Origin of the sequence: Streptomyces sp. CBMA123 (genome assembly GCF_014596465.1) — a bacterium.
GTDB lineage: Bacteria > Actinomycetota > Actinomycetes > Streptomycetales > Streptomycetaceae > Kitasatospora.
Window position 1 is genome coordinate 1 of the sequence record NZ_MECK01000623.1, and the last position, 15,690, is coordinate 15,690.

Consider the following 15,690-nt stretch of genomic DNA (forward strand, 5'->3'; position numbering starts at 1 on the left):
CGACGGCCGGCACGGCGGGCCGAGGTCAGTCATCGCGCCCGGCCGCCTCGGTGATCCGGCCGCCGTGGCCACTGACGATCCTTCCGATGTTGTCGACCGAGGTGTGGTCGTCGCCGGGGCCGTCGTCCCAGTAGGACGAGTGCGCGGTGAAGTCGGGAGACCCACCGTCCACGGCGAAGCGCCGGGCGCCGAAGTCCGCGCCGGCCGGGTCCCTGGTGTACCAGCCGAGGTGGGAGATGTGGTCCCAGGAGGCGGCGCCGACGTAGGTGTGATCGGCCCCTACCGAGAACTCCGAGGCGTGGAAGGCATCGGTGCCGGGGCTGCCGACGAGGACGACGTCGTCGGCGGCGATGCCGGCCGGTTTCCTCGCGGCGAGGCCGACCAGGAGGGAACCGAAGCTGTGGCCCTCGGCCGTGACATGGGCCGGTGCTCCCTGGTGCGTGACGCGTTGTCCTTGGAGGAACGCGCGGTAGGCGTCGACGCCGCCCTGGGCGCGACTCATGTCGCCGGCTTCCGCGAAGCCGAGTGGCGCGTCGTACCCCAGCCAGGCGATGGATGCCGTGCTGCGTGTCGAGTCGGCCCGCTGGGCCGCGTGGTACACGGCCAGTGCCCGGTCCGCGTCACCGCCGCCGATGCGCCGCAGCGTGGTGCCCAGGCCGCCGACCAGCGAGGTGACGTCCTGGGCGGTGTCGGGGTTCCCGAAGGAGAGGATGCCGCGGCCCTGTCCTTCCCTGCCGATGCCGAGCAGGAAGACCGGCGGTTCCGTCCCGTCGGTCCGGCGCAGCCGCTCGGCGATCCTGCGGTACCCGTCCAGCTTCAGAGCGCCGTGCGGGTCGGACGACGGGCCGCCCTTCTCGTACGCGGCGATGAGTTTCGGCAGGAGGATCCGGTTGGCCTGGTTCCTGGCGACGGCGGGGATGCCGTCGCGGTTGCCGACCAGGTCCGGATGCTCCTTGATGAGCCACTGCTGCTTGTCGGCGGGCAGTGCGCTCCACCAGGCGTTGACCTCGGTGGGCGACGCGTCGTCCTTGGGGACGCCGCCGAGCAGCAGCTCGTCCGGAGCGAGGGCCAGGTCGAGCCGGTCGCTGACGGCGGAGGCCGGGTCGAGGCCGGTGCCGTCCTGGGCGCGCTTGATGTAGTGCCGGAGTCGGGCGGCGATCGCCTGGTCGAGGGTGCCGGCCTCGGTGAGCGCGGTTGAGATACGGGTGGCGAGTGCTGTGGCGGTGCGCTCGCAGCTCTTCCGGTACTCGGGGTCGTGCTGGTCGGCGTAGCTGCCGGGCGGCCAGGAGACGGCGCCGCGGGCGTCGACGGACATACCGGCCGTCTGCACGTCGGTCAGTGCCGTGCGCAGCGCGGATTGGGCGAGGGCCAGCGCGTCGGCTCCGGCGCGGATGCTCCGGCCGATCTGTCCGATCTCACTGTGGGCGGCCTTCAGCTCGCTGGTGCTGCGGCGCAGTGCCGGGCGGGCCGCGTCGGCGGAGGGCCCGGACCAACCGGCGGCCGCGATGCGGCCGTCGACGCCGTCGCGCCACGTGTCCAGGTGCTGTCCGAAGCAGCCGTGCAGCTTGTCGTAGGCGTCGGCGGCGGCGTACAGGTGGCTGAGGTCGCTGTCGCGCAGTGTGGCGAGGTCCATGCGGTCGCCCCCCTAACCGAAGTGCAGGACGAAGTTCTGCTTCTGCTGTGCGGTCGGGCCGGCTGGGGCGGTACGGGTGTCCGGGCCGAACGCCGTGCTGATCCGCTGGTCGGTGCTCCCGTAGCCGAGGCCCGCGTCGATGAGGCCCTGGCCCTGCCGTCCCATCGTGGTGTGCAGGTCCGTCAGCAGGGTGTTCCAGACGGTGGTGCAGGTGCCGAGCGCGGTGCCGCACTGGAGCCCGGGCAGTCCGGCCGCGGACTGGTTCGAAGCGTCGAGCAGTGCTTTGAGTTCACCGGGGATCCGGCCGGCCGTTTCGACGGCGGTGCTCCCGGCCTGCCGGAGTTCGTCCGGGTCGACGTGGAAGCCCCCGCCGTTTTCCGGGTGGTCGGACACCGCGGTTCCCCCTCGGACCGAATGTCGTGCACGGATCGCCTTGCACTGTAGCGGAGTTGAGCACCATCCCGGGGCCCGGAAACGCCGACGGGCCCCTCCGGCAAGCGGAGGGGCCCGTCAGGGGGTACGGGGTGCGTCAGGCGTTGACGGCGGCGAGGGCGGCCTCGGAGTCGAGGACGCCGGCCACGGCCTGCAGGACGGCGGCGATCTTCATCGAGGCCTGGATGACCTCGCGCTCGACGCCGGCCTTGCGCAGGACGGCCTCGTGCGAGTCGAGGCACTGGCCGCAGCCGTTGATGGCCGAGACGGCGAAGCACCAGAGCTCGAAGTCGATCTTCTCGACGCCCGGGGTGCCGATGATGTTCATCCGCAGACCGGCCCGCATCGTGCTGTACTCCTTGTCGGAGAGCAGGTGCAGCGTCCGGTAGTAGACGTTGTTCATCCCCATGATCGCGGCCGCGCCCTTGGCGGCGGTGTACGCCTCCGGGGAGAGGTTGGCCTTGGCCTCGGGATCCAGCTCGCGGAGCAGGCCGGGGCTGCGGGTGGCCATCGCGCAGGACAGCACGGTGCCCCAGAGCTGCTGGGCGGGGAGGTCGGAGTTGCCGATGACCGAGCCCAGGTTGAGCTTGAGGTCCTTGGCGTAGTCCGGGAGGGCGGCCTTCAGGTCGTCGAGGGCCATGGGTCAGCCCGCCAGCAGGGCCTGGGCGTCGAGGGTGTCCTCGCCCTTGGTCCAGTTGCACGGGCACAGCTCGTCGGTCTGCAGGGCGTCCAGCACCCGCAGGACCTCCTTGGGGTTACGGCCGACGGAGCCGGCGGTGACCATGACGAACTGGATCTCGTTGTTCGGGTCGACGATGAACACGGCGCGCTGGGCGGTGCCGTCCTCGCCCTCGACGCCGCAGGCGCGCATCAGGTCGTGCTTGATGTCGGCCAGCATCGGGAAGGGCAGGTCGCGCAGGTCCTTGTGGTCCTTGCGCCAGGCGTGGTGCACGAACTCGGAGTCGCCGGAGACGCCGAGGATCTGGGCGTCACGGTCGGCGAACTCGTCGTTCAGCTTGCCGAACGCGGCGATCTCGGTCGGGCAGACGAAGGTGAAGTCCATCGGCCAGAAGAAGACGATCTTCCACTTGCCCTCGTAGGTCTTGTGGTCGATGTCGGCGAAGGCGCTCGCGGCCTCCAGGTCGACGCAGGCCTTGAGGTCGAACTCGGGGAACTTGTCACCGATCGTGAGCACGTGCGCTTCTCCAGAACATGAGACTGCGGGGAGTTTTGTCCGGATTCCGGACACGAACCCACCATTCCACATCGTGGACTGATCAGGGAAATAGCTACACTGGATGTGTCTGATCGGAGATTGCTATCAATACCGAATCGCCCACGTCGCGGCCCGGCTCCCGCAGGGGCGCCGCCGCCAAACCCGAGCCGACTGTGGGGAGCACCACAGTGCGCAGTCCGCGCACCCCGACGGTCGCCCAGCTCAGGGCCTTCGTCGCGGTGGCCGAGCACCGGCACTTCCGGGAGGCCGCCGCCGCGACCGGGACCAGCCAGCCGGCGCTGTCCGGGGCGGTCGCGGCGCTGGAGGAGTCGCTGGGTGCCCAACTGGTCGAGCGTACGACGCGCAAGGTGATCGTCACTCCCCTGGGGGAGCGCGTGCACGCGCACGCGCGCCGGGTGCTCGCCTCGCTGCAGGCCCTCACGGAGGAGGTCGAGGCCGCCCGCCGTCCGTTCACCGGACCGCTGCACCTCGGGGTGATCCCGACCGTCGCGCCGTACCTGCTGCCCATCGTGCTGCGGCTGGTCCGCGACCGCTTCCCGGAGCTGGAGCCGCACGTCCACGAGGAGCGCACCCCCTCGCTGCTGGAGGGCCTGGCCGCCGGGCGGCTGGACGTCCTGCTGCTCGCGCTCCCGGCCGGCGGTTCCTCGCCGACCCGGGACATCCCGCTGTTCGACGAGGACTTCGTCCTGGTCACCCCGCCCGAGCACCCGCTCGCCGGGCGGACCGACGTCCCGCGCGACGTGCTGCTCGACCTGGACGTGCTGCTGCTGGAGGAGGGCCACTGCCTGCGCGACCAGGCCCTCGACATCTGCCGGGAGGTCGGCGCCGACCCGGCCGGCTCCACCACCCGCGCGGCGGGCCTGTCCACCCTGGTCCAGCTCGTCGCCGGGGGCCTCGGGGTGACCCTGCTGCCCGCCACCGCGCTGGACGTCGAGGCCGGGCGCACCGACCGGCTGGCCGCCGTCCGCTTCGCCGATCCGGCGCCGGGCCGCCGGATCGGGCTGGCCACCCGGCCGGGTTCGGCCCGCAGCGCCGAGTACGAGCGCTTCGGTGCGGCGCTGCGCGAGGTGCTGGCCGAACTGCCGGTCCGGATCGCCGAATAGGGCCTTCGTCTAGCCCGCTGCCGGCGCGCCGAGGCAGAGCCCGACCGTGGTCGCCACCAGCAGGTCCAGCGCCGCCAGGGTCTCCGGGTCGGGACGTTCGCCCGGGTGGCGCCGGATCAGGTGGCGGGCCGTCAGCCCGTCGAAGCCGGCGAGGAAGTGGGCGGCGATCCGGTCGGCGGGCAGGGCGAGGGTCAGCCCGTGGGCGGCGGTGAGGGTGGCGAGCATCTCGGTGGCGGTGCCCTCCATGGCGCGCTGCAGCCCGAGCATGATCTCCCGGACGTCCGGGTCGCGCATCGCCAGCGTCTGGAACTCGCTGAGCAGGACGCAGCGCCCGTCCTCGCCGGTGGCGGCGTCCCAGAGTGCGTGCACGAGGGTGCGGACCTGTTCGCCGAACGGGCCGTCGCCGGGGGAGGCGGCGCGCACCTGGTCGATGAACTGGGCGGTCACCTCCTCGACGACGGCCCGGTAGAGGTCCTTCTTGGTGCCGAAGGTGTAGTGCACCGTCGCCTGGGCAACGCCCAGCTCGGCCGCGATCGCGCGGGTGCTGCCGGCCGAGATTCCCTCCCGGGTCATCAGGTCGATCGCGGCCCGGACCAGCTGGGGTCGGCGTTCGGAGGCGGGGACATGAGCCATTCAGCCAGGGTAGCGCCATGGTCGGGCAACTGTGTCGACCGATTGGATCGGTCAACTTTGTCACCTGACAAAGTTGGGTCTACCGTGGGACGGGTTCGCTCAGGCCACCCGCCTGTCCGCCGACCGCACCACGAGGGGTCAGACCTTGGCCACGTACCTGTACCGACTGGGCCGCCACTGCTTCCGGAGAAGGCGCGCCGTGCTGGCCGTCTGGATCGCGCTGCTGATCGCCATCGGCGGGGCCGCGGGCGCCTTCGCGGGCAAGACCAGCGACGAGTTCAAGGTCCCGGGCACCGAGGCGCAGGCCACCCTGGACCGGATCAAGGGCACCTTCCCCGAGCAGGGCCACGGCTCCGCCCAGGTGGTCTTCGCCGCCGGGGCGCCCGGCGGCCTCACCTCGCCCGAGGCGGGCAAGGCGGTCGGCGAGGCCGTCGCCCGGATCGCCCACGTCCCCGGCGTGGCCGCGGTGCCCGACCCGTACGCCACCGGCGCCGTCTCCCCGGACGGCAAGGTCGCGATCGCGCTGGTCTCCTTCGACCACAAGCTCGCCGACGTCACCGACCGGCAGCGCGACGCGGTCAGGGCCGCCGCCGAGCCGGCCCGCGCGGCCGGCCTGGAGGTGGCCTTCGGCGGCGACGCGTACAACAAGTTCGCCCAGATCGAGGGCGGCTCCGAGGCGATCGGCCTGGTGGTGGCCGGGGTGGTCCTGGTGATCACCCTCGGCACCCTGGTCGCGGCCGGGCTGCCGCTGCTGACCGCGCTGGTCGGCGTCGCCGTCGCGATGGCCGCACTGCTGGCGCTGACCGGCTCCTTCGAGATCATCACCACCGCCCCGGTGCTGGCGCTGATGGTCGGCCTCGCGGTCGGCATCGACTACGCGCTGTTCATCCTGTTCCGCTACCGCCGCCACCTGGACGAGGGCCTGGAGCCGGAGGAGTCCGCCGCCCGGGCCACCGCCACGGCCGGCAGCGCCGTCGTCTTCGCCGGTCTGACCGTGGTCGTGGCGCTCGCCGGACTGGCCGTCGCCGGCGTCCCGTTCCTCACCGTGATGGGCCTGGCCGCCTCCGGCGCCGTCGTGGTGGCCGTCCTGGTCGCGATCACGCTGCTGCCCGCGGTGCTCGGCTTCACCGGCCGCGCGATCGACCGGCTGCCGATCTGGAAGCGGGCGCTGACCACCCACGGCAAGATCACCCTGGGTGAGCGCTGGGCCCGCTTCGTGGTCCGCCGCCCGCTGCCCGTCCTGCTGGTCGGCCTGGCCGGGCTGGGCACCATGGCGGTGCCCGCCGCGAGCCTGAACCTCGGCCTGCCGGGCGGCGGTTCACAGGCCGTCGGGACGGACGCCCGCACGGCGTACGACCTGGTCAGCGACGGCTTCGGCCCCGGCTTCAACGCGCCGCTGGTGGTGGTCGTGGACGCCCACGGCACGCCGAAGCCGGAGCAGGCGGTGCACGAGGTGGCCGGCCGGCTGCAGGGCCTTAAGGGCGTGCAGACCCTGCTGCCGCCGAAGATCGACCGGGCCGGTGGCACCGCCCTGGTGCCGGTCATCCCGAAGACCGGCCCGGACGACAAGGCCACCGCGGCACTGGTCGGCGAGATCCGCGACCAGCGTGACGGGCTCAGGGCGGCGACCGGCGCGAGCATCGCCGTCACCGGCACCACCGCCGCCAACATCGACGTCTCCGCCAAGCTCGGCCAGGCGCTGCCGCCGTTCGTCGCGGTGATCGTCGGCATCGCCCTGGTGCTGCTCGCGCTGGCCTTCCGCTCGGTGCTGGTGCCGCTCAAGGCGGTGCTGGGCTTCCTGCTCAGCATCCTGGCCTCGCTCGGCGCGGTGGTCGCGGTCTACCAGTGGGGCTGGCTGGACGGCCTGATCGACGTGCCGAAGGTCGGCCCGGTGGTCAGCTTCGTGCCGATCCTGCTGATCGGCGTGCTGTTCGGGCTGGCGATGGACTACGAACTGTTCCTGGTCTCCGGGATGAAGGAGCAGTACGTCCACGGCAAGGCGCCGCGCGAGGCGGTCGTCGGCGGGGTCAAGGGCGGCGCCCGGGTGGTGACGGCGGCCGCGCTGATCATGATCTCGGTGTTCGGCGCCTTCGTCCTCGGGCACGACCCGATCGTCCAGCCGATCGGCTTCGCCCTCGCGGTGGGCGTGCTGGTGGACGCCTTCGTGGTGCGGATGGCGCTGGTGCCGGCCGCGATGGCGCTGTTCGGCAGGGCGGCCTGGTGGTTCCCGAAGCGGCTGGAGAAGGTCGTGCCGAAGGTCGACATGGAGGGCGAGCAGCTGATCGCCCGGCTGGAGGGCGAGCAGGCGAAGGAGCCCGTGAAGGTGTGACGTCCGGGGTGCCCGGTGGGGTCGCCCCACCGGGCACCCCGCTACTGCGGCAGTCGCTGTTCGAACCAGACCACCTTGCCGGTGCCCAGCCGGGTCGCGCCCCAGCGGTCCGCGCACCGGGCCACTATCTGCAGCCCGCGCCCGCGTTCGTCCTCCGGACCGGTACGGCGCGGGCGCGGCAGCAGCGGGCTGTCGTCGCCGACCTCGCAGCGCAGCCGGGTGGTGCGCACCAGGCTCAGGGTGACCGGCCGGGTCGCGTGCTGGACGGCGTTGGTCACCAGCTCGCTGACCATCAGCTCGGTCGCCTCGCTCAGTTCGTCCAGCCCCCAGCGGCGCAGCGTGTGCGCGGCCAGCCGACGGGCCCGGCCGGGCGTCTCGTTGCGCGGCTGCAGGTACCAGTGGGCGACGTCCCCGGCCGGGATGCCGTCGAAGCAGGCGCCCAGCAGGGCGATGTCGTCGCCGCGGTCCCCCGGCGGCAGGATCCGCAGCGCCTCCTGGCACAGCTGCTCGGGGGACTGCCAGCGGGCCGCCGCGATCCGCGCGCGGAGCACCTCCAGGCCGTCGCTGAGCGGCCGGGTGCGGGTCTCCACCAGACCGTCGGTGAACAGCAGCAGCGCCGACCCGGGCGGCGCGGGCAGCTCGACCGAGTTGAAGTCCACCCCGCCGACCCCGATCGGCGCCCCGGAGTCCAGCTCCACCAACTCGGCCGTGCCGTCCGGGCGGACCAGCACCGGCGGGACGTGCCCGGCGTTGGCCAGCACCACCCGGTTGGCGATCGGGTCGTACACCGCGTACACGCAGGTGGCCAGGTGCTGTTCGCGGCCGAGCCGCTGGGCCTGTTCGTCCAGGTGGTAGAGCACCTCGTGCGGCGGCAGGTCGAGTGCGGCCAAGGTCTGTGCGCTGGTGCGGAGTTGGCCCATGATGGCGGCCGAGGTGAGCGAGTGGCCCATCACGTCGCCGACGATCAGGGCGACCCGGTTGCCGGGCAGCGGCACGGCGTCGTACCAGTCGCCGCCGACCTGCGCGCCGCGCTCACCGGGCAGGTAGCGCTGGGCGAGCCGGACGCCGTGCGACTGCGGCAGCCGCAACGGCAGCATGCTGCGCTGGAGTTCGTTGGCTATCTCCCACTCGCGGGCGTACCGCAGCGCGGTGTCCACGGCCAGCCCGGCCTGGGTCGCCAGGTGCGCGGCGGTCGCGGTGTCCGCCGCGTCGAAGGCCGGGCGGCCGGTGCGTTCAGGAGGCCGGCGGATCAGCACCAGCAGACCGAGGACGGCCTTGCGGCCGCGCAGCGGCAGGGCGACCACCGAGGTGCCGGCGGCCAGCCGGGCCAGCCCTCGGGTGCCGTACAGCTCGCGCAGCAGCGCCTCGGTGCGCTCGGCGGCCGGCGTGCCGAGGACGGCCGACTCGGCGGGGCGGCGGCTCAGCAGGATGTGCGCCAGCGCGCCGCCGCGGGTGACCGGGGTGGCCGGGCCGGTGTCGGCGGTCGAGCGGGAGCCGAAGCGTGAGCGGTGCCGGTCGTCGGCGCCGCTCTTGCGGCCGCGGCGGCCGATCCGGGTGCCGGTGCTGTGGTGTATCCGCAGCTCCTCCGGGAAGCCGGGTTCGCGCTCGACGTTGGGCAGCGGATCGCGCAGGTGGACGACGGCGGCGTCGGCGAGGGTCGGGACCAGCACCCGGCCGATGTTGCGCAGGGTCGCGGCCAGGTCGAGGGCGCTGTTGATCCGCCGGGTCGCCGCGTCGAGGTAGGCGAGGCGGTCCGCCACCCGGTCCGCCCGTTCCGCCGCGCCGGCGCGGTCCGGTCGTGCCGTCGGCGGCCTGGCCGGGAGATGGCGGCGCTGACCCGGGACGGCGGGCGGCTGCTCCGCCTCGGTCTTGAGCTGGTCGCGCACGGCTGCCTGTCCTGGATTCGGTGTGGTCTGGAGGTGTGGGCGGTGGGCCGTTCCAGCCCGCTGGTCGGTCAGCCGACGCGTCGACAGCACAGGAACAGCTGTTCCTCCGGCGGCAGCGTGGTACTGGCCGGCGCGTACGGATGCCCCGAGCACTCCTCGACGGCGAAACCGGCCGCGACCAGAACCCGCTCCAGATCCTCCCTCAGATACCCACTGATCCGCAGCTCTCTGCCAAGGAACGGAAGCGGAACGTGATCCAGGTCCGCCTCGACCATGCCGAGCAGTAGCAGTCCGCCGGGGCGCAGGAGTTGGCGCAGCCGGCCGAGCACGGTCGGGATCTCGTCCTGCGGCAGCAGGATCAGTGAGAAGAACGCGGTGACGGCGGCGAAGGCGCCGCGGCCCGCGGGCCCCAGTCCGGGCGCGCCCCAGACCCGGTCGGCGCGCTCGGTGGCCAGATCGTAGAGGTCGATCCGGTGGAACTCGGCCGGGTACGGGCCCGCGGTCCGGGTCTGCCGGGCCAGCGTGAGCATCCCGTCCGAGAGGTCTATGCCGGTCACCCGCAGCCCGCCGGCGGTCAGCTGGCGGACGGTCGGCTCACCGGTGCCGCAGCCCACGTCCAGCACCCGGGCCCCCGGCTCGAGTTCGGCGAGCAGTTGCCGGCCGCACTCCAGCTGGCCGTCCTTGGCCGGGAAGGCCTCGCCGTACCCGGCGCCGATGGTGTCGAACGCGACCGCCTGGAGGGCCCGGGCCGCCCGGCGTCGTCGCACGTCGGGCCCGTCGTCGCCGGCGTCCTCGCCGACGGGGAACGCGTCGGATATCTGTCCGGTCGTCACGTTGAGAGGCACCCTTCCACCCGTGGCCTCCGGTCGGCTCCTCCGCAGCCTCCTGGGCCGCTGCCGGTGGCGGTACGTCACGCTCCCCGCATCACACAGACGGCCTGCACCCCGACACGTTGCCGGCAGACACTCGTGTGCGTACTGGCATCTGAGAATATGCGCGATCACTGCGTCATGGGGTCCCTTTCCGGCCAACTCGTCATGCTTGGGCCGATGTGGACCGGGTCCGCGGAAGCACGGGGGTGCGGGCCGGGTGGTGCGGCCGGGCCCGCACGCCGCACAGCGCGCCGGGGTTGCGGCGCTGACCTGCGGTTTCGCCGATCCGCAGGCTGACAATCGGACGTTTATCGAACGTCAATCGGTGGGGTGCACAGTGGGATCCAGCGCCGGGGAAGCGTTGAGGGCGCTCCCGCAGCCGGGGGGCTGCGGGGGCGCCGACGCGCGGATCGGGGGAGGTGCTCCGAGGGGGAGCGGAGGCCTCACGGCGCGGGGGGAGAAGAGAAGGGCTCGGTGTGCTGTCGGGAGATGAGGTCCGCCACGGGGGAGGCCTCCGGCACACCGAGCCGCGTGAAGATCGCGTACGCCTCCTGGAGGCAGGCGAGCCCACGGGCCGGCTGGGCGAGGGCGAGCAACGCCTCGCCGAGCGCGGCGTTGGCCAGGCCCTGGCAGTAGGCGGAGTCCATGTCCTGCCCGATCGCGAGTGACTGACCGGCGGCCTCGGCCGCCTCGGCGTGCTCGTCGGCGGCGAGCAGGGCGGAGGCCAGACGGGCCAGGGTGTAGCCCTCCCACAGGGAGTTCTGCTGGGCGTGGTACAGCTGGTGGGCCTCCCTCAGGTGCGGGACGGCCTCGCCGCCGGAGAGCACCACGCCGAGCTGGTAGAGGGTCTGGGCGAGCAGGGGCCCGTTCTTGGACGCCCGGGCGGCGGCGACGCCGTCGTTGGCGGACTCGATCGCTGTCTCGATCATGCCGAGCCGGTGCTGGACCCGGGCGATGTTGCTGACGATCCGTGCTTCGCCCATGGCCGTGCCGACCGCCCGGCTGGTCGCGCGGACCTGTTCCAGGACCGGCAGGGCCTCGCCCGGGCGGTTGCCCATGCTGAGGATCACGCCCAGTGTGTTGGCCGTGGCCAACAGCAGGACGGTCGGCTCGTTCGGCGCCTGGTGGTCGAGGCTGCGGCGGAGTGACTGCTCAGCGCCCGGAAAGTCGCTGGTGACGTAGTGCAGGGCACCGAGGGCGAAGTGCACGCGGGCGAGCACGGCGGAGTCGCCGCGACGCTCGGCCTCGCGCCCGACGGTCTCCAGGATCGGGCGCACCCGGGGGCCGTGCGCCGGGACCGGGCCGAGACCGTTGAGCAGGATCAGCAGGTCGATCGCCGCGTGCTGCGAGGCATGGGGCCCGTTCGCCGCCGCGGCGATGGCGCTCAGCAACAGGGCGCCCTCGGTTCGGAGCCAGTTCTGAGCGGAGGCGCTGGTCGGCATGCCGATCCCCGGGGAGGAGGGCGTGGTCAGCAGCTCCGGCTCCGCGTCGTCCGGTTCGATGGTCCGGGACGCGTTGCGGACGGTCGGGATCAACAGGTCGAGCAGCCGCAGGACCGCTCGTTCCTGCTCCTCGGTGTCCCCGATCCGCTCGTTCTTCCGCTGGGCGTAGAGCCGGAGGAGGTCGTGGTAACGGTATCGGCCGGGGGTGAAGCACTCCAGCATGTTCGCTTCGACCAGCGACTCGGCGAGGTCCTCGGCGGTGTTCTCGTCCACGCCGAGCAGCGCCGCGGCAGCTGCCAGCGGGACGTCGGGGGAGTCGATCAGGGCGAGCAGCCGAAAGGCACGGGCCTCGGGGACGGACAGCTGCCCGTAGCCGAGCCCGATGGTGGTTTCCACGGCGAGGTTGCCCAGTTGAAGCTCGTCCAGCCGTCGGCGCTGGTCCGCTAACCGACTGGCGAGATCGGAGACGCTCCAGCGCGGGCGGCTGGCCAGTCGGGCGGCGGCGATGCGGACGGCCAGCGGCAGGAACCCGCAGGCGGTGACCACCTTCATGGCCGCCTCGGGCTCGGCGGTGACCCGGTGCTCGCCGACGATGGCGGCGAACAGCGCGAGGGCTTCGTCCGGGGTCAGCTCCTCGACGTCGAACAACTGGGCGCCCGGGATGCCGGCGAGCCGGGAGCGGCTGGTGGCGAGCACGGCGCAGCCGGAGACCCCGGGGATGAGCGACCGGATCTGCTCGGCATCGCGCGCGTTGTCGAGCAGGATCAGCATGCGTCGGCTGGCGAGCAGAGAGCGGTAGAGCGCGGCGCGCTGTTCGAGCGAGTCGGGGCTCTCCGTGACCCCGAGCGTGTGCAGGAAGTCACCCAGGACGGCCACCGGATCAGCCGGGGAGGCACCGGCTCCGCGCAGGTCGACGTACAGCTGCCCGTCCGGGAACTCGGACCGGACGCGGTGGGCGACGTGCACGGCGAGGGTGGTCTTGCCGACGCCGCCGATGCCCGCCAGCGAGGTGACCACCACAGCCTGGCCGGTGGCGTTCATCAGTACCGCGGACAAGTCGCTCACCAGGTTCGAGCGGCCGCTGAAGTCCGAAACGTCAGCCGGGAGTTGAGCCGGAGGGGGAGGAGCGGCCGGGCCGTCCTCGTGCGTGGCGGGAGCTGGGGCGGCCGGGAGGGTGAGTGCCGGGTCGGCCGCGAGGATGCGGTTGTGTATCGAGGACAGGCCCACGCCCGGTTCGACTCCGAGCTCCTCGATCAGGAGCTTGCGGGTGTCGGTGTAGACGCCGAGCGCCTCCGCTTGGCGTCCGCAGCGGTACAGCGCCAGCATCAGCAGCTCGCGCAGGCGCTCGCGCAGCGGGTGCTCGGCCGTCAGGTTGTTGAGCTCGACGACGATCTCGGCGTGCAGCCCGACGTCGAGAGCGGCGGCGCACAGTTCCTCGGCGGCGGCGACCTGGCGCTCGGCCAGCCGCAGTCGCTGGGCGTCCGCGTACGGACCGGGGATGCCGGTGAGCGGGCGGCCGCTGAACAGGTCCAGCGCCTGCGCCAGCAGTCGGTGCGCCTCGCGCTTGTCGCCCGAGGTGCGGGCGGTCGCGGCCTCGGCGGAGAGCCGCTCGAAGACCGACAGGTCAAGGGCCTCGCCCGGGATCCGCAGGGCGTAGCCGTCGGCGACCGAGACCAGCAGTTCGGCGGGGCGACGCACCTCCCGCCGGGGCTCGATGACCGACCGCAGGCGGGAGACGTAGGTGCGGAGCGCGGCCACGGCCTGGGTCGGGGGGCGTTCGCCCCAGAGCGCGTCGACCAGGTCCTGCGTGGTGACCGGGCGCCCGGAGTGCAGCAGCAGGGTGGTCAGAACGGCCTGCTGCTGGGGGGAGCCGAGGGAGAGGGGCTTGCCGTCGAGCCAGGCCTGGACCGGACCGAGGACTTGGAAGCGCAGCGCAGGGGTCTGCGGCGTCTCCCGAAACTGCATGAAGTCCCCCGGTGGCCTGTGGTGTCGATTCCGCGAAATGGGCGCTCGGCGGTCCGCCGTAGTGGTTCAGCTTAGGCGGACGCCAGACTCTGTCGGATCGCCCCGCAAGTCGCACGATGTTTATCGGACATTTAATCAACCCTACGATACTGTCCCCGCGCCCGCGCCACGGAGGTCGGGCTGAACGCATTTGATGACCGAAAGGCGGCCGCCCAATGGCCAATGACCAGAGCGAGACCCCGGTGCCGTCGACTCCCGGCAACGGGACGAAGACCGAGGCCCCGGCCACCGCTGTGGAGGCGGGCAAGGCTGTCGAGGGCGCGGTGACCGCTTCCTCGAACACATCCGAGTACGCCGCGCCTTCCGACGCGCAGAAGACGGCGATAGAGAACGACCTGTTCGGTGGTGAGGGCGCGGAGGACCCCAACGCGCCGGCCACCGGCGAGCCGGGCAAGACGTACGAGCCGGAGAACATCATCTTCGGTCACCCGTAAGCCGTTCCAGCCGACGGCCCCGCGCCTTCGTCCGGGTGCGGGGGCACTTGGCGGCAGTTCCGGGGTGTCGGATCTGACGGAGCGTAGGATCGAACTCGAGTTCGCCAGCGGGCGGGCCTGAGGAGTTGGAGGGGTTGCATGAGCAAGCTTCGTCGGGTTGCTGTGGTCGCCGTGTCGACCGTTGTCGTGACTGCCGGCTACGTGGCCACTGCCACGGGGGCCTTCGCGAGCATCATCCTGGGCCACCCATAAGCCGTTCCGGCCGAGTGCCCCCGTGCCCCCGTCCGGGCACGGGGGCACTGTCGTGATGTGCGCGCCAATTCGTGTGCGGGTCCATCGGTGGCCGATTCCCGTCCGCGACGTACGCATGGTGACCGGGATCATCCGTAACGTGCCCGGGCGGCGCCCCCGAAGCGTTCCGGAATTCCGGATTCACCGGGAAGATTACCGGCGCCTCGAATGCCGTGGTTTGCGTGGTTTTGCCGCAATTATCGAGGCTGATCGGATTCGGCCGAATCGCGGGGCTCGGGGGCCGGTGAGACGTCGTTCGGTTCGGCGGTCCATTCGCGGCCGCCGTGCTCGGGGCGCAGGTAGTGCTCGCCGCCGATGGTGCCCATGTAGATGCCGGTGCGTCCGGTCCTGCGGTCGAGGACGAGTTCGCCCACCTGTGGCCGGTAGGCCCGGGCGTCGTGCTGTCGAGTGCTCACCGTGCTGCTCCTCGCTCTGGTAGGCGACTGGCCAGCATCTCTAGAGAAGCTAATATCTCTAGAGATGTCAACGGTCGTATCTCCTTATCAGCGGCCGCGGGCGCGCCTACGATTCATCCGAGGGAGAGGGAGCGGCGATGACCGGCAGCAGTGGCGACAAGCAGCCCAAGTACCAGCGGATCGCCGATTCCCTGAAGGCGGCCATCGACGCCGGCCACTACCGCGCGGGCGACCGGCTGCCCGGCGAGAACGACCTGATGGACGAGTACGGCGTGGCCCGGATGACCGCCCGCCAGGCACTCGGCGTGCTGCAGAGCGAGGGCATCGCGGAGGCCCGCCGGGGTTCGGGGGTGTTCGTCCGGGACTTCCGGCCGCTGCGCCGGCGCGGCATCCAGCGGCTGGCGCAGGGGCAGTGGGGCTCCGGCCGGTCGATATGGTCCGCGGACATCGACAATCGCAGCCTGGTGGTCGACCAGGTGTCGGTCACCGAGCGGGGCGCGCCCGAGCACGTGGCCCGGGTGCTCGGGGTGGAGCCGGGCGTCCCGATGTGCGTGCGGCACCGCCGCTTCGTCCTGGACGGCAAGCCGGTGCTGCTCTCCACCTCCTACCTGCCGGCCGTCCTGGTCGCCGGCACCGCGATCACCCGCGAGGACACCGGCCCCGGCGGCACCTACGCCCGGCTGGCCGAGATCGGCGCGAAGCCCGTGCACTTCCGCGAGGAGGTCCGCTCCCGGATGCCCGGCGGCGAGGAGGCGGCCCGCCTCGAACTCTCCGCGGGCACCCCGGTCATCCTGATCTGCCGCACCGCCTTCGCCGACGAGGGGCAGGTCGTCGAGCTCAACGAGATGATCCTGGACGCCGCCTCCTACGTCCTGGAGTACGACTTCGACGCCTGAGCGCCGCGCGGACGCCGCTGCCGCCGGAACGCCGCCGCCCCGGGCGCGGCGGGCGCGACCG

13 protein-coding genes are annotated in these 15,690 nt (G+C 72.4%); 4 read left to right on the forward strand and 9 right to left on the reverse strand.

What is annotated here, in order from left to right:
* Positions 1-25: 25 nt before the first annotated feature.
* The 4 genes from BG452_RS41715 to BG452_RS41730 form a co-directional block, all read right to left on the reverse strand.
* Complete coding sequence (locus tag BG452_RS41715; protein ID WP_188309591.1) at positions 26-1,633, reverse strand: alpha/beta hydrolase; 1,608 nt, start codon at positions 1,631-1,633, stop codon at positions 26-28.
* Positions 1,634-1,645: 12 nt separating this feature from the next.
* Positions 1,646-2,026 carry a WXG100 family type VII secretion target gene (locus BG452_RS41720; RefSeq protein ID WP_188309592.1) on the reverse strand — a complete coding sequence of 127 codons (381 nt, stop codon included), beginning with the start codon at positions 2,024-2,026 and terminating at the stop codon, positions 1,646-1,648.
* Positions 2,027-2,162: 136 nt separating this feature from the next.
* Positions 2,163-2,705, reverse strand: coding sequence for an alkyl hydroperoxide reductase (locus tag BG452_RS41725; RefSeq protein WP_188309593.1), 543 nt, complete (start codon positions 2,703-2,705; stop codon positions 2,163-2,165).
* 3 nt (positions 2,706-2,708) lie between these two features.
* On the reverse strand, positions 2,709-3,260 hold the full coding sequence (locus BG452_RS41730) for a peroxiredoxin (protein WP_188309594.1): 552 nt from the start codon (positions 3,258-3,260) through the stop codon (positions 2,709-2,711).
* Positions 3,261-3,469: 209 nt separating this feature from the next.
* Here BG452_RS41730 and BG452_RS41735 point away from each other — a divergent pair, with 209 nt between their 5' ends.
* On the forward strand, positions 3,470-4,405 hold the full coding sequence (locus BG452_RS41735) for a LysR substrate-binding domain-containing protein (RefSeq protein ID WP_188309595.1): 936 nt from the start codon (positions 3,470-3,472) through the stop codon (positions 4,403-4,405).
* A gap of 9 nt (positions 4,406-4,414) precedes the next feature.
* Here the strand turns inward: BG452_RS41735 and BG452_RS41740 are convergent, their stop codons facing one another.
* Positions 4,415-5,038, reverse strand: a complete 624-nt coding sequence (locus BG452_RS41740; protein WP_188309596.1) for a TetR/AcrR family transcriptional regulator — start codon at positions 5,036-5,038, stop codon at positions 4,415-4,417.
* 145 nt (positions 5,039-5,183) lie between these two features.
* Here BG452_RS41740 and BG452_RS41745 point away from each other — a divergent pair, with 145 nt between their 5' ends.
* Complete coding sequence (locus BG452_RS41745; RefSeq protein WP_188309597.1) at positions 5,184-7,367, forward strand: MMPL family transporter; 2,184 nt, start codon at positions 5,184-5,186, stop codon at positions 7,365-7,367.
* Positions 7,368-7,408: 41 nt separating this feature from the next.
* On the opposite strand, the gene BG452_RS41750 is transcribed toward BG452_RS41745, so the two are convergent.
* From BG452_RS41750 to BG452_RS41760, 3 genes are all read right to left on the reverse strand, one after another.
* Positions 7,409-9,253: a SpoIIE family protein phosphatase gene (locus tag BG452_RS41750; RefSeq protein WP_188309598.1), complete on the reverse strand. Its 1,845-nt coding sequence runs from the start codon at positions 9,251-9,253 to the stop codon at positions 7,409-7,411.
* Positions 9,254-9,321: 68 nt separating this feature from the next.
* The gene (locus BG452_RS41755) at positions 9,322-10,086 is read right to left on the reverse strand and encodes a class I SAM-dependent methyltransferase (RefSeq protein WP_317621489.1); all 765 of its coding nucleotides are present in this window, start codon (positions 10,084-10,086) and stop codon (positions 9,322-9,324) included.
* 482 nt (positions 10,087-10,568) lie between these two features.
* Entirely contained in the window at positions 10,569-13,532 is a 2,964-nt protein-coding gene (locus tag BG452_RS41760) for an AfsR/SARP family transcriptional regulator (protein ID WP_188309599.1), read from the reverse strand.
* Positions 13,533-13,747: 215 nt separating this feature from the next.
* Between BG452_RS41760 and BG452_RS41765 the strand changes: the two genes are divergently transcribed.
* A complete protein-coding gene (locus BG452_RS41765; protein WP_188309600.1) occupies positions 13,748-14,026 on the forward strand; it encodes a hypothetical protein in 279 nt (92 codons plus the stop codon).
* 488 nt (positions 14,027-14,514) lie between these two features.
* Here the strand turns inward: BG452_RS41765 and BG452_RS41770 are convergent, their stop codons facing one another.
* On the reverse strand, positions 14,515-14,733 hold the full coding sequence (locus tag BG452_RS41770) for a hypothetical protein (RefSeq protein ID WP_188309601.1): 219 nt from the start codon (positions 14,731-14,733) through the stop codon (positions 14,515-14,517).
* Positions 14,734-14,870: 137 nt separating this feature from the next.
* Here BG452_RS41770 and BG452_RS41775 point away from each other — a divergent pair, with 137 nt between their 5' ends.
* Positions 14,871-15,629 (forward strand): GntR family transcriptional regulator, encoded by a 759-nt coding sequence (locus tag BG452_RS41775; protein WP_188309602.1) that lies wholly within the window; start codon positions 14,871-14,873, stop codon positions 15,627-15,629.
* Positions 15,630-15,690: the final 61 nt, after the last annotated feature.